Raw genomic sequence first — 13,106 nt, 5'->3', positions numbered from 1 at the left:
AATTGGCCAAGGGCCAAGAGGGGCAGCGCCCCTCTTCCAACTCAAACCTGCGGGGCAGCGCCCCTCTTCCAATTCAATCCTGCGGGGCAGCGCCCCTCCCCTGAAACGAAAAACGCCCCGGTTTCCCGGGGCGTTTCTTTTTGCCTTAAAGCTACTTCGTTATGATCTCCGGCCCCATCACCGCATTTGGCAGCACTGTCGACAGCCAGGGCACATAGGTGATCAGGATCAGGAAGACGAACAGCACCGCCAGGAACGGCAGCGCCGCGCGCACCACCCCCATCATCGGCATGCCCGCCACGCCTGAGGTCACAAACAGGTTCAGGCCGACCGGCGGGGTGATCATGCCGATCTCCATGTTCACTACCATGATGATGCCCAGATGGATCGGGTCGATGCCCAGCTCGATGGCGATTGGGAACACCAGGGGTGCTACGATGACCAGCAAGCCCGAGGGCTCCATGAACTGGCCGCCGATCAGCAGGATCACGTTGACGACGATCAGGAACATCACCGGGCCGAAACCTGCCGACAGCATCGCATTGGCGATATGCTGCGGCACCTGCTCATCGGTCAGCACATGCTTCAGGATCAGCGCGTTGGCGATCACGAACAGCAGCGTCACCGTCAGCTTGCCCGCCTCGAACAGCGTGTGCTTGGTGTCGCTATGGAAGAACGCCGTGACCAGCGCATAAGGCTTCTTGATCAGCGGCGTCTTCGGTGCGCCTTCGCCGTTCGACAGCGGCCCCATGTCCTTGTAGACAAAGCTCGCGATCAGGAACGCATAGACTGCCGCCACCGCCGCCGCCTCGGTCGGGGTGAAGATGCCGCCATAGATGCCGCCCAGGATGATCACGATCAGGAACAGCCCCCAGCCGGCTTCGCGGCCCGAGGTGATGATCTCGCCCCAGCCCCTCCACTCGCCTTTGGGCAGGTTCTTGACCTTGGCCATCACATAGATGGTGACCATCAGGAACAGGCCCGCCAGCAGGCCCGGGATGACCCCGGCCAGGAACATCCGGCCCACCGAAACCTCAACCGCCGCCGCATAGACCACCATCACGATCGACGGCGGGATCAGGATGCCCAGGGTGCCTGCGTTGCAGATCACACCGGCAGCGAACTCCTTGGTGTAGCCCACCTGCCGCATGCCTGCGATCACGATGGAGCCGATCGCCACCACGGTGGCCGGCGACGACCCCGACAGCGCGGCAAACAGCATACAGGCAAAGACGCCCGCAATCGCCAGACCGCCCGGCAGATGCCCGACACAGGCGATGGAGAAGCGGATGATCCGCCGCGCCACGCCGCCGGTGGTCATGAAGCTGGAGGCGAGGATGAAGAACGGGATCGCCAGCAGGGTGAAATGCCCTTCAAAGGCCTCAAACAGCGTACCCGCGACGCTCGCCAGCGAGCTGTCCGAATAGATCAGCAGAAAGATGGTCGAGCTGAGGCCCAGCGACACCGCAATCGGCACCCCGATCAGCAACAGGCCAATCACCATCGCAAAGAGGATTACCACTTCCATCAGTCATGCTCCCCGCGCTGCGCCTGCACTTCTGCAATTTCGTCCTCGACCTCATGGCTCGCCACCAGCCGGTCGGCCTCGCCGCGGGCAATCTGGAACGCCGCCTGGATGAAGCGGAACACCAGCAGCAGCATCGACACCGGCAGCACCACGTAAGGCACCACTTTCGGCAGTTTTTCGTAGGAGTCGCCGTAGTTGATCAGGTCCTCCAGGAACTTGAAGACCGCCACCATCGGCACGTCCTGCACCTCATAAAAACTCTGGCTGCGCGCCTTCATGTCGAACCCGGTCGGGAACCAGCGGCCAGAGGTCGGCGGCAGGTCGGCAAACACCGCCCAGTAGTCATAGGCGCCCTTCAGCAGCAGCAGCGAGAACACGATGCAGCAGGCGGCGGCAAACAGCGCCACCGCCTTGCGCGCGCCCGGCGCCAGCATGTTGACTATGGCATCGACGCCCAGATGCGCATGGGTTTTCACCGCATACGACGCGCCCAGCAGCACCAGCCAGGCAAACAGGAACACCGTCAGCTCCAGCGCCCATAGAATGTTGGAATTAAACACAAACCGCGCAATCACATTGGCAAATGTGATCACCGTCATCAGCCCCAGGAGGAGCGCGATCAGGGTTTCTTCGAGTGAGTTGATAAGCCCGCTCGGGCCGGTTCTGGACCCCGCCATGGCTGCCTCCCAAGTTTTGCGGAAAGTAAGGGTGCAGGCGGCGGATCCCCGCGCCGCCCGCGATCACGGGGCGCCCGCACCGGGCACCCCGCAGCGGCCTGCCTTACAGGCCTGCGTTGATGGCTTGCGCGGCGTCGATCTTCTCCTGGCCGACGTCGCCTGCGAATTTCTCCCACACCGGCTTCATCGCCTCGACCCAGGACGCGCGCTGCTCAGGTGTCAGTTCACGCACCACGCCGCCGGCGTCGATGATCGACTGCTTGGCCTCGGCGTTCACCTTGGTGGATTCGGCGTTCCGCACTGCGGTCACTTCGTTCAGGATGGTCAGGAACTGGTCGCGCACCTCCGGCTCCAGGCTGTCCAGCCAGTCGACCGAAGTCACCACCAGGTAATCCAGCGCACCGTGGTTGGTCTCGGTCACGCCGTCCTGCACCTCAAAGAACTTCTTGCCGTAGATGTTGGACCAGGTGTTTTCCTGCCCGTCCACAACACCCTGCTGCAGCGCGCCGTAAACTTCGGAGAACGCCATCTTCTGGGGCGAGCCGCCAATCGCTTCCATCTGCGCCACCAGCACGTCAGAGGACTGCACGCGGAACTTCAGCCCGTTGGCGTCCGACGGCTCGACCAGCGGCTTGTTGGCCGACATCTGCTTCATGCCGTTGTGCCAATAGGCCAGCCCCTGCAGGCCGCGGCGCTGCATCGAATTCAGCATCTCCTGGCCGGTTTCAGACGCCTGGAACGTGTCCACCGCTTCGATGTTTTTGAACATGAACGGCAGGTCGAACAGGCGGAACTGCTTGGTGAACTTCTCGAACTTCGACAAGGACGGCGCGGCCAGCTGCACGTCGCCCTGCAGCATCGCTTCCAGCACCTTGTTGTCGTTATACAGCGTGGAGTTCGGATAGACCTCCATGCACATGGTGCCGTTCATTTCCTCGTTCACGCGCTTTTCCAGCAGCGACGCGGCAATCCCCTTGGGGTGCTTGTCGGTGTTGGTGACGTGGCTGAACTTCACCACGATTTCGCCGTCGTCACAGGCCGCGCTTGCGGCGCCTGCGGAAACGGCCAGTGCCAGTGCGGTCGCAGCAGTGGTCAGGAATTTCATGTCTTTCCTCCCAGAAAAATCATCAGAAAATTCTATGTTGCCCTCAGCGCATGGCTGAAGCCCGCTCAGAGCATCCCAAGTTGCGGAAAGCCGCTCAAGTTTTGATTCGGGAATCACCCGCCGCCCGGAATTTTCCCAATTTGACAGTCAGTTACGATGACCTCTGGATGCAGCTTGGCGAAGCGGATCAAAAGCTGTGCGAAATCCCGCACAAGGTGCTTCTGCCTTTGTGCGGAAAACCGCACAAATGTTAGCGCCCGACAGAACTGCAAGGGATTCGCCGTCTGCTGTCCACCGTGAGGTCTGCGCCTGCCCGGGTGTCCGCTAGGGTGTTGCACACCCACCGCACGCGCCGCTTCCCCGGCCTTAACCCGCTCCTGCGATACTGCCTCCCGTCGCGACACTGGTGCGGACTGACACCCCGCACCGCCAGGAGATCACAGGGCCCCCAAGACCACCTCTTCATCGGGTGCAGGGGCGTCCCGCACCGAAGGCTTCAGCGGACATGGGGGCTTGCGACCCCCGTCCTCCCTCCGCCCATGGCCCCCTTGGGGCTTTCCGGCGGCGCCGCCTCCTTGACGGCCCCGGCATCACCGCCGGATCAGACGAACCGAAAGGCCCCGCGCCCAACGCCCTCAGCGGCGGTAATCCTCGGGCCGGATGCCATAGCGGGCCAGCTTGTCATAAAACGTCTTGCGCGGCAGCTTCAGGGCTTCCGCGGCCGCAGCCGCGCGCCCGTTGGCCCGCCCCAGCGCCGCAATCAGCAGCGACCGCTCCACCTGCGCCATCTGCTCCGCCAGCCCCAGCCCGGCGGCAGCGGCAGCCTCCTCCGGCATTCCCAGCACAAACCGCATCGCCGCCGACATCAGGGAGCGCGCATTGCCCGGCCAGTCCTGCGCCATCAGCGCCGCCAGATGGTCCTGGCTGATCTCCGGCGGCTCGATCCCCGCCTGCTCTGCCGCCTGCGCCACGTAATGCCGGAACAGCACGGGAATGTCGCCCGGGCGCTCCGCCAGCGAGGGGATGCGCACCCGCATCACGTCCAGCCGGTAAAACAGATCGGCGCTGAATTTCCCCGCCTGTGCCAGCTCCGCCAGACCGGCGCTGGAGCCTGCGATAATCCGCACCCCGCAGCCCTGCTCAAGCTGCGCCAGCAGCGCATACTGCGCCGCTTCCGGCAGCGCCTGCACCTCATCCAGGAACAGCGAGCCGCCCGCCGCCTCCTGGCACAGCTCCGCCACCGTTTCTGCCGCAAGCCCGGCAGCGGGACGCTTCACAAACGGGCCTTGCGCGGCAGGCGACATCAGGTGGATGACCTCCGCCACCTTGGAAATGCCGCTGCCCGGCGCGCCGGTCACCAGCACCTCCGCCCCCGTCGGCGCCACCGCCCGCACCCGCTGGCGCATCTCCTCCGCCTGCGGCGAGCTGCCGAACAGCAGCCTGGACGCCGGATCGCCGGTTTCCAGCTGCCGCTTCAGCCGCCGGTTCTCCAGCACCAGCGCCCGGGTCTTCAGCGCGCGCTCCAGCACCGGCAGGAAGTCGGCGGCGGCGCAGGGTTTCTCCAGGAAGTCGAACGCCCCCTGCGACATCGCCTTCACCGCCATCGGAATGTCGCCCTCGCCGGTCAGCAGCACCACCGGCAGCTCGTCATCAATGCTGCGGGCATAGTCCAGCAGATGAAACCCGTCCCGCCCCGGCATCCGCAGATCCGAGACGATGACCCCCTCAAAGCCGCGGGTGATATGGTCCTTCGCCGCCACAAAGGACCCCGCCGCGACCGCCTCCAGCTCGTTCAGCTCCAGCGTCTGCGCCAGCGCCTCGCGCACCGCAGCATCGTCATCCACCAAAAGCACCTTGCGGATCATGCCGCATCATCCCTCTGCCCGGCCTCGCTCCAGGGTTCCAGCTCCACCGTGAACACCGCGCCGCCGCCGGTGTTGGTGCCTCGGATGTTGCCGCCAAAGCTCTGCACCAGCCCATAGGAGATCGACAGCCCCAGCCCCATCCCCTCGGAGCTGCCCACCACCTTGGTGGAATAGAACGGCTCGAACATCTTTTCCGGCTCCTTGATGCCGGGGCCGCTGTCCTGCACCCGCACCTGCAGCCGCGGGCCGCTGTCGACAGAGATCGAGATCACCTTCTCCACCTGCCCCTGCATGGCGTCCGCGGCGTTGTTGATCAGGTTCACGAACACCTGCGTCAGCCGCACCTCGCCGCCCCAGGCATAGACCGGCGCGGGATAATCCGCAGCCTGCCAGCGCAGATCCACCTGCTCCGCCTTCAGCCGCGGCGCGGTCAGCTCTGCCGCGGCGCTGATCACCTGCACCAGATCGACCTGCCCCATCGGCTCGCTTTCATTGCGGGCAAAGGCGCGCAGGTTCTTGATGATCCGCGCCATCCGCGCCGCCATGTCCGAGATCCGCCCCAGGTTTTCCCCGGTGCGCGCCGCCTTGCCGCGCTCCAGAAAGGCGGCGCCGTTCTCGGCATACTGCTGAATCGCCATCAGGGGCTGGTTCAGCTCATGGCTGATCCCCGCCGACATCTGCCCCAGCGCCGACAGCTTGCCCGCCTGCACCAGCTCCTCCTGCGCGCGCTTCAGCGCCGCCTCGGCCTCCTCGCGCTCGCGCACCTCGCGGCGCAGCTGCAGGTTGGCCGCCGACAGCGCCCTTGTGCGCTGCTCGACCCGGCTCTCCAGCACCGCGTTGGCCTCCGCCAGGGTGCGGCGGCGCTCCATCACGATGAACAGCATCGCGCCCAGGGCAAGGCACACCGCCGCCAGCGCCGCCGCCTGCAGCACCGCAAGCCGCCGCGCCGGGGCCACATCCACCAGGATCTCGCCCGTCATGCCGATGACCGGCAGGTCCACCGACAGATGCAGCGCCTGCTGCGGCAGGTAGGCACTGCCCCTGAGCGACCAGATCTCATGCCCGGCATAACGGCGCCTGCCGGTCACCTCCGGCTGGCCCGCCTCCGCCTCTGCCGCCGCCCCGCCGCGCTGCCAGAACAACAGCTCGGACCGGTTGGCGATGAACACCTCGCCGGTTTGATCGGTAAAGAACACCGCCGGCAGCGAGCCGCGCCAGGTCTGCTCAACATCCGCCACATCGGCCACCACCACCAGCGCTCCGCGCACCCGCCCGTCCGGGGCAAAGGCCGGGGCGGCATAGAAATAGGCCCGCTGGCCGTCCGGCTGCAGCACCCCGTGGCCGGTGCCCAAGGCCCCCTGCATCGCCCGGATGAAATAATCCTGCTGCGCCACGCCGGCGCCCGTCACCCCTTCGGCCGCGGCCAGCACCTGTCCGTCCGCCGCAGCAAAGAACACATCCAGCGCCGCGGTCTTGTCCGCCACCGACCGCAGCAGATTGGCCGCCCCGGCCTGCGCCTCAGGCGTGGAAAGATCCGCCAGCGCCGGATGCTCCGCGGTCAGCACCGCCAGTTCCTGATAGACCTGCAGCTGCGTGCTCACCCGGTCCGAGGCCAGCGCCAGATCGGCCGCACTGCGCTCGGCCAGGCTGTCCAGCGCCTGCCGGTAGCCATAGGACCACGCCGCCAGCGCCAGCGCCGCCACGGCCAAAAGGAACCCGGCGGGCAGGCTCCAGCGAAGAAGGTTTTGTGTTTTCATGGCGGCACGTTATCAAAGCCCCCCTTGCATTGGCCAGATGCAGCGGCAACAACCGGTATATGAAGACTTTAACCCAATCCCCGACCGATCCCGCCTTTGTGCAGGATCCCTATCCTTTCTATGCTGCCGCCAGGGCTGACGGCCAGATGCACCACTGGCAGGATTACGGCATGGCGGCCGCCTTCGGCCATTCCGCGGTGCACATGCTGCTGCGCGACCGCCGCTTCGGCCGCGAGGTGCCGGAGGAGCTGCGCACCGAAGGCCCCGCCCATCTCGCCCCCTTCCTGGCAGCGGAGGCGCATTCGATGCTTGATGCCGAGCCGCCCCGCCACACCCGGCTGCGCAAACTGGTGCTGCGCGCCTTCACCTCGCGCGAGATCGCGGCGCTGGCGCCGGGCATCCACGACCTGTGCCGCCAGCTGACCGGCGCCTTCCCGGACCAGCCCTTCGACCTCCTGGACGCCTATTGCACCCAGGTGCCGGTGATCACCATCTGCCGCCTCCTGGGCGTGCCGGAGGAGATGGCGCCGCAGCTCCTGGACTGGTCGCACAGGATGGTGGCGATGTATCAGGCCGCGCGCACGGAACAGACCGAACATACCGCGGCACAGGCCGCGCAAGACTTCACGGATTTTTTGCGCGGCTACATTAACCAGCGCCGCGACGATCCCCGCGACGATCTGATCACCCGGCTGATCGCGGCCGAGGAGGAAGGCGACAAGCTCTCCACCGATGAGCTGATCGGCACCTGCATCCTGCTGCTGAATGCCGGGCACGAGGCCACGGTGCATGCGCTTGGCAACGGCGTGAAGACGATGCTGCAGCAGGGCTGGCAGCCGGAATGGCTGGCACCGGAGGGGATCGAGGGGCTGGTGGAGGAAATCCTGCGCTTTGATCCGCCGCTGCACATGTTCACCCGCTACGCCTATGAGGAGGCGGAGGTGTTCGGCCACACCTTCCAGCGCGGCGAGCAGGTGGCGCTGCTTCTGGGCGCCGCCAACCGCGACCCGGCGGCGCTGGACGACCCGGAGCGCTTCGACCCGGCAAGACCGCCCAAGGTGAACAAAAGCTTTGGCGGCGGCCTGCACTTCTGCGTCGGCGCGCCGCTGGCGCGGCTGGAAATGCAGATCGCCCTGCCAATCCTGTTCGAGCACTGCCCGGACCTGAAACTGGCGGCAGAGCCCGAATACAGCAACAGCTACCATTTCCACGGGCTCACGCAGCTGCTGGTCACCCGCTCTTAAGGACCGGGGCACTCCCGCCCGCGCCGCGGGGATCACAGATCCCCTTGCCCGGTTGGGCCCGGCGCCGCTGACGCGGCGCGCGCCCCATTTCACCTTTGGCTAAATACTCCGGGGGTGAGGCGCCCCAGCGCCGAGGGGGCAGCGCCCCCTTTCCACCCCCCCGCGCCGGGATGTCATTCCGGCAGGGCAGAGAGCGCCGCCATGCAAGGACCGCTCAGCAGCCAGTCCCGGAAGGCGGCCACCTTGGGGTCATGCCATTTCAGCCGCTCGCCGATCAGCGCATAGGCGCCGTCCGGGGTGCCGCAGGTCATCTCAGGGAACGGCAGCACCAGATCGCCGCGGGCCAGTTCCTCCTGGCACAGAACCAGATCCGCCATCACCACGCCGGCCCCCATCACTGCGGCGCGGGTGGCCATGTCGAGGTTCGGAAACGCCTCGCCGCTTGCAGGGTCCACCTGCTCCACCCCGAAATGCTGCACCCAGGTTGGCCAGTCGAAGCGGCGCGGGCTCTCATGCAGCAGCCGCTGGCCGGCTAGCGCTTCGGGGCCGGCCTCCAGCGCCGGCAGCAGCGACGGGGCGCAGGCCGGAGCGAGGACCATTTCGAACAGCGGCAGCACCTCGATGTCCGGCGGCCGCCCCGCGCGGTTCTCAACGGAAATGCCAAGATCGTATTCCGCCGCCCTGAACCCCTTGCTGCTGTAGAAGTCCGTGGTCAGCTGCAGCTTGATCTCCGGATGCGCGGCGCGGAACTGCTCCAGCTGCGGCAGCAGCCAGCGGATCGACAGCGTGGGCGGGCAGATCACCCGCAGCTCCGCGGCATCCGCCGCGATCCGCTCCACCTCGCGCTGCATCATCGCAAAGGCCCCGGTCAGCACCGGATAAAGTCGCTGCCCCGCCGCCGTCAGCTCCACCCCGCGGGCGTTGCGGTGAAACAGCTGCACGCCGATGTGGTCCTCCAGGATCTTCACCTGGCGGCTGATGGCGCCGCGCGTCACGAAGAGTTCATCCGCGGCAGCGATGAAGCCCTCATGGCGGGCGGCGGCCTCGAAGGCGCGCAGGGCATTGAGGGGCGGCAGGCGCATCATTTCACCATGGGTCAGTTTTCCTGATCCATGGTGAAGTTTAACTGGTTTGCGCGCAAGTCCCTGCGGCCCTAACTCTCAAAGGCCAGAACGGAGGAGTAGCCATGACTGCATATTGTGATAACGCGGGTGCCCGGCCCCACGGGTCTTTTGCCCGCAGCGTGCTTGGCTGGATTGCAGGCCTGACGGGACTGAGAAAAGCTGAGCCTCATGCAGCGGCGTCTCAGGACGCGGTACAGGTGCCGCGTCACGAGCTGCAGCGGTTGACGGAAACATCTCCGCATCTGCTGGCCGACATCGGCGTGATGCCGGAGGCTGCCACTGGTGAGACATCGCCCTGGCGGCTGCAGGACGGGCGCCACCTGCTGCTGCGCCCGCCCCTGTGACAAATTCAACAGCAGGCAGGACACCGGTCCCGCCTGCTGTTGCAGAACCGCAGCCGCCGGTCAGGCGCCCAGCGGCAGCATTGTGGTCGATTTGATCTCTTCCATCGACAGCAGCGCGGTCACGTTGTGCACCTTCACCTCGGAAATCAGCGCCTGATAGAACACGTCATAGGCGCGCGCGTTCTGCACCCGCACCTTGAGGATATAGTCGATGTCGCCCGCCAGCCGGTGCGCCTCCTGCACCTCGGGGCGGTCGCGCAGGGCCTGCAGGAACTTGGCCTGCCATTCCGCCTCATGCTCCGAAGTGCGGATCAGGACAAAGAAACAGGCCTCGAACCCCAGCGCCTCCGGGTCCAGCAGCACCGTCTGCTGGCCGATCACCCCGGCCTCCTTCAGCTTGCGGATCCGATTCCAAACAGGGGTCTTGGAAGACCCCACCCGGCGGGCTATTTCGTCCAGCGACTGGCTGGCATCCCGTTGCAGTTCAGCCAGAATTTTCCGGTCCGTGCCGTCGATCCGCACCGTCATTCCTGTTTTCTCCTTATGTGAGGACCAAACGGCCCGATGTCCCGCCGCGGCAAAACCATTGTTCTTATTTCCGCGCCCATATAGCGCGATACCGGGAATATTTCCTATATCTACCCTTAAGTCAAACACACCGAAGAGGGTACAGGGATGTCCGCACCAACGACACATGCTGCCAATGCCGCCACTCACACCCGTGGCCGCATGGACTGTATGGCTGCGGGCCAGGTGACCTTTGCCGGGTCCGGCCCCGGCGATGCAGAGCTTTTGACCCTGAAAGCGCTGCGCGCCCTGCAAGCCGCCGACGTGATCCTGCACGACCGTCTGGTCAGCGATGAAATCCTCGCTCTGGCCGGCCCGCAGGCGGTGCTGGAAGACGCCGGCAAGGAAGGCTTTGGCGCCCAGGTCTCCCAGGCCGACATCAACGCCCGGCTGGTGGAGCTGGCGAAAGAAGGCAAGAAGGTGCTGCGATTGAAGGGCGGCGACCCGGCGATCTTTGCGCGGCTGGACGAGGAGCTGACGGCCTGCGAGGAAGCGGGCATCGCTTACAGCATCATCCCCGGCATCACCGCGGCCTCGGCAGCGGCTGCCGCCATTGGCCAGAGCCTGACCCAGCGCGGCCGCAACACCGCGGTGCGGTTCCTGACCGGCCACGCGATGAGTGGCTTTGCCGATCACGACTGGGCTGCGCTGGCGCGTCCGGGCGAGGTGGCCGCGGTCTATATGGGCAAGAAGTCCGCGCGTTTCGTGCAGGGCCGCCTGATCATGCACGGTGCGGACCGCGCCACGCCGGTGACCATCGTTGAGAACGCCTCCCGCCCCGATCAGCGGGTGCTGGAAACCACACTGGAGCGCCTGCCCGCCGACCTCGACGCGGCCGGTTTCGGCGGCCCTGCCCTCACATTCCTGGGTCTTGCCCCGCGCCAGGCGGCGGCCGCCCTGAACGATCTCAAAACGGAGCTTGCATAATGGCCCGCGCCTTTACGCCCAAAGTCATCACCGCCAACGACCTGCTGGAAGGCGACGTGATCTACTTCACCGCCCAGGACACCTGGACCCGCGAGCTGTCGGAGGCAGAGCTGATCACAGACGAGGCCGAAGCCCAGCTGCGCCTGCTGGAAGCAGAGAAGCAGAACATCAAGATCGTCGGCGCCTATCTGGCCGACGCCAAGGCAGGCCCGAACGGCCCCGAGCCGACCCACTTCCGCGAGGAGTTCCGCCGCACCGGCCCCTCCAACTACTTCCACGGCAAGCAGGAGGCTGACGCCAATGTATAAGTACAACGAGTTCGACGAAGCCTTCCTGGCCGAACGCAACGCCCAGTTCCGCGCCCAGGTCGAGCGCCGCATCGACGGCTCCCTCACCGAGGACGAGTTCAAGCCGCTGCGCCTGATGAACGGCGTCTATCTGCAGCTGCATGCCTATATGCTGCGGGTCGCGATCCCCTATGGCACCCTGAATTCCGGCCAGATGCGCACCCTGGCGCTCTTGGCCGAGAAGTGGGACAAGGGCTACGGCCATTTCACCACCCGCCAGAACATCCAGTACAACTGGCCGAAACTGCGCGACATTCCGGACATGCTGGACGCGCTGGGTGAGGCTGGCCTGCACGCCATCCAGACCTCCGGCAACACCATCCGCAACACCACCGCCGACCATTTCGCCGGCGCCGCCGCGGATGAGCTGACCGATCCCCGCCCCTATGCCGAGCTGATCCGCCAGTGGTCCACCGACCACTCGGAATTCCAGTTCCTGGGCCGCAAGTTCAAGATCGCCATCACCGGCAGCAGCGCCGACCGCGCCGTGATCAAGGCGCATGACGTGGGCTTGCAGGTGGTGCAGCAGGACGGCAAGACCGGCTTCAAGGTCATTGTCGGCGGGGGCCTCGGCCGCACCCCGATGATCGGCCAGGTGCTGCGGGAGTTCCTGCCGCAAGCAGACCTGCTGCCCTATCTGGAGGCGGTTCTGACCGTCTACAACGTGCTGGGACGCCGCGACAACAAGTACAAGGCGCGCATCAAGATCACCGTTTCCGAGAACGGCATCGACACCTACCGCGCGATGACCGAGGAGGCCTTCATGGCGATCCGCGGCCAGTACGACGGCACCGACCAAGAACTGCTGGAAGAGATCAAGACGCATTTCCAGGCGCCGGAGTTCCTCTCCGGCCCGACCGATGTGTTCGACGCGGCCTATGCAAACGACCCGGTGTTCCGCGCCTGGGCCGACACCAATCTGCACGCGCACCGCGCCGAGGGCCACGCCATCGCCACCATCTCGATCAAGGCGCATGGGCAAACCCCGGGCGACGCAACGGCGGAGCAGATGCGGGTGATGGCCGATCTGGCCGAGCAATACGCCTATGACGAGCTGCGCATCAGCCACCAGCAGAACGTGATCCTGCCGCATGTCCGCAAGAACGACCTGCCCGCGATCCACGCCACGCTGAAGGCGCATGGCCTGGCCACCGCCAACATCGGCCTGATCTCGGACATTATCGCCTGCCCGGGCATGGATTACTGCGCGCTGGCCACCGCCCGCTCGATCCCGGTCGCGCAGGAAATCGCAACCCGCTTTGACGAACTGAAGATGGAGCACGACATCGGCCATCTGCAGATCAAGATCTCGGGCTGCATCAACGCCTGCGGCCATCACCACGTTGGCCACATCGGCATCCTGGGCCTGGACCGCGCAGGGGTGGAGAACTACCAGATCACCCTGGGCGGCGACGCCACCGAGACGGCGGCCATCGGCACCCGCACCGGCCCCGGCTTTGCCTATGACGAGATCGTGCCTGCGGTGGAACGCATCGTCGATGTCTACATGGCCCGGCGTGACAGCGCCGAGGAAACCTTCCTCGAAACCTACCGCCGGATCGGCATGGAGCCGTTCAAGGCCGCGCTCTATCCCGAGGCTCAGAAAAAGGTCGCCTGATCC

12 protein-coding genes are annotated in these 13,106 nt (G+C 65.8%); 5 read left to right on the top strand and 7 right to left on the bottom strand.

What is annotated here, in order from left to right; translation table 11 throughout:
• Window positions 1–151 precede the first annotated feature (151 nt).
• From B2P87_RS11770 to B2P87_RS11750, 5 genes are all read right to left on the bottom strand, one after another.
• Entirely contained in the window at window positions 152–1,528 is a 1,377-nt protein-coding gene (locus B2P87_RS11770; RefSeq protein WP_058287985.1) for a TRAP transporter large permease, read from the bottom strand.
• A complete protein-coding gene (locus B2P87_RS11765; protein WP_141890062.1) occupies window positions 1,528–2,205 on the bottom strand; it encodes a TRAP transporter small permease in 678 nt (225 codons plus the stop codon). The genes B2P87_RS11770 and B2P87_RS11765 overlap by 1 nt, the downstream gene beginning before the upstream one ends.
• Before the next feature lie 103 nt (window positions 2,206–2,308).
• Complete coding sequence (locus tag B2P87_RS11760; RefSeq protein WP_141890061.1) at window positions 2,309–3,310, bottom strand: DctP family TRAP transporter solute-binding subunit; 1,002 nt, start codon at window positions 3,308–3,310, stop codon at window positions 2,309–2,311.
• Window positions 3,311–3,945: 635 nt separating this feature from the next.
• Window positions 3,946–5,175 carry a sigma-54-dependent transcriptional regulator gene (locus B2P87_RS11755; protein ID WP_141890060.1) on the bottom strand — a complete coding sequence of 410 codons (1,230 nt, stop codon included), beginning with the start codon at window positions 5,173–5,175 and terminating at the stop codon, window positions 3,946–3,948.
• The gene (locus B2P87_RS11750) at window positions 5,172–6,932 is read right to left on the bottom strand and encodes an ATP-binding protein (RefSeq protein WP_141890059.1); all 1,761 of its coding nucleotides are present in this window, start codon (window positions 6,930–6,932) and stop codon (window positions 5,172–5,174) included. Before B2P87_RS11750 ends, B2P87_RS11755 begins: the two co-directional genes overlap by 4 nt.
• 59 nt (window positions 6,933–6,991) lie before the next feature.
• Between B2P87_RS11750 and B2P87_RS11745 the strand changes: the two genes are divergently transcribed.
• A complete protein-coding gene (locus tag B2P87_RS11745; RefSeq protein ID WP_141890058.1) occupies window positions 6,992–8,176 on the top strand; it encodes a cytochrome P450 in 1,185 nt (394 codons plus the stop codon).
• 173 nt (window positions 8,177–8,349) lie between these two features.
• Here the strand turns inward: B2P87_RS11745 and B2P87_RS11740 are convergent, their stop codons facing one another.
• Window positions 8,350–9,258: a LysR substrate-binding domain-containing protein gene (locus tag B2P87_RS11740; protein ID WP_141890057.1), complete on the bottom strand. Its 909-nt coding sequence runs from the start codon at window positions 9,256–9,258 to the stop codon at window positions 8,350–8,352.
• A 104-nt stretch (window positions 9,259–9,362) separates the two neighbouring features.
• On the opposite strand from B2P87_RS11740, the gene B2P87_RS11735 reads away from it, so the two are divergent.
• On the top strand, window positions 9,363–9,644 hold the full coding sequence (locus B2P87_RS11735) for a hypothetical protein (RefSeq protein WP_141890056.1): 282 nt from the start codon (window positions 9,363–9,365) through the stop codon (window positions 9,642–9,644).
• Window positions 9,645–9,704: 60 nt separating this feature from the next.
• Here the strand turns inward: B2P87_RS11735 and B2P87_RS11730 are convergent, their stop codons facing one another.
• A complete protein-coding gene (locus B2P87_RS11730; RefSeq protein WP_008553370.1) occupies window positions 9,705–10,172 on the bottom strand; it encodes an Lrp/AsnC family transcriptional regulator in 468 nt (155 codons plus the stop codon).
• A gap of 210 nt (window positions 10,173–10,382) precedes the next feature.
• Between B2P87_RS11730 and cobA the strand changes: the two genes are divergently transcribed.
• From cobA to B2P87_RS11715, 3 genes are read left to right on the top strand one after another with little or no spacing between them, the layout of a single operon-like run.
• Window positions 10,383–11,138, top strand: coding sequence for a uroporphyrinogen-III C-methyltransferase (gene cobA / locus B2P87_RS11725; protein WP_141892051.1), 756 nt, complete (start codon window positions 10,383–10,385; stop codon window positions 11,136–11,138).
• The gene (locus B2P87_RS11720) at window positions 11,138–11,446 is read left to right on the top strand and encodes a DUF2849 domain-containing protein (RefSeq protein ID WP_008553694.1); all 309 of its coding nucleotides are present in this window, start codon (window positions 11,138–11,140) and stop codon (window positions 11,444–11,446) included. The genes cobA and B2P87_RS11720 overlap by 1 nt, the downstream gene beginning before the upstream one ends.
• A complete protein-coding gene (locus B2P87_RS11715) occupies window positions 11,439–13,103 on the top strand; it encodes a nitrite/sulfite reductase (RefSeq protein WP_141890055.1) in 1,665 nt (554 codons plus the stop codon). Before B2P87_RS11720 ends, B2P87_RS11715 begins: the two co-directional genes overlap by 8 nt.
• Window positions 13,104–13,106 lie beyond the last annotated feature (3 nt).

The organism is Leisingera sp. UBA4491, from assembly GCF_002388965.1.
GTDB lineage: Bacteria > Pseudomonadota > Alphaproteobacteria > Rhodobacterales > Rhodobacteraceae > Leisingera > Leisingera aquaemixtae.
This window is presented reverse-complemented; position numbering and strand designations above follow the sequence as displayed.

What these genes read in the sequence shown, in the direction of transcription:
- B2P87_RS11770 (WP_058287985.1), bottom strand. Translation starts at nt 1,528, where the DNA reads ATGGAAGTGGTAATCCTCTTTGCGATGGTGATTGGCCTGTTGCTGATC.
- B2P87_RS11765 (WP_141890062.1), bottom strand. Translation starts at nt 2,205, where the DNA reads ATGGCGGGGTCCAGAACCGGCCCGAGCGGGCTTATCAACTCACTCGAA.
- B2P87_RS11760 (WP_141890061.1), bottom strand. Translation starts at nt 3,310, where the DNA reads ATGAAATTCCTGACCACTGCTGCGACCGCACTGGCACTGGCCGTTTCC.
- B2P87_RS11755 (WP_141890060.1), bottom strand. Translation starts at nt 5,175, where the DNA reads ATGATCCGCAAGGTGCTTTTGGTGGATGACGATGCTGCGGTGCGCGAG.
- B2P87_RS11750 (WP_141890059.1), bottom strand. Translation starts at nt 6,932, where the DNA reads ATGAAAACACAAAACCTTCTTCGCTGGAGCCTGCCCGCCGGGTTCCTT.
- B2P87_RS11745 (WP_141890058.1), top strand. Translation starts at nt 6,992, where the DNA reads ATGAAGACTTTAACCCAATCCCCGACCGATCCCGCCTTTGTGCAGGAT.
- B2P87_RS11740 (WP_141890057.1), bottom strand. Translation starts at nt 9,258, where the DNA reads ATGCGCCTGCCGCCCCTCAATGCCCTGCGCGCCTTCGAGGCCGCCGCC.
- B2P87_RS11735 (WP_141890056.1), top strand. Translation starts at nt 9,363, where the DNA reads ATGACTGCATATTGTGATAACGCGGGTGCCCGGCCCCACGGGTCTTTT.
- B2P87_RS11730 (WP_008553370.1), bottom strand. Translation starts at nt 10,172, where the DNA reads ATGACGGTGCGGATCGACGGCACGGACCGGAAAATTCTGGCTGAACTG.
- cobA (WP_141892051.1), top strand. Translation starts at nt 10,383, where the DNA reads ATGGCTGCGGGCCAGGTGACCTTTGCCGGGTCCGGCCCCGGCGATGCA.
- B2P87_RS11720 (WP_008553694.1), top strand. Translation starts at nt 11,138, where the DNA reads ATGGCCCGCGCCTTTACGCCCAAAGTCATCACCGCCAACGACCTGCTG.
- B2P87_RS11715 (WP_141890055.1), top strand. Translation starts at nt 11,439, where the DNA reads ATGTATAAGTACAACGAGTTCGACGAAGCCTTCCTGGCCGAACGCAAC.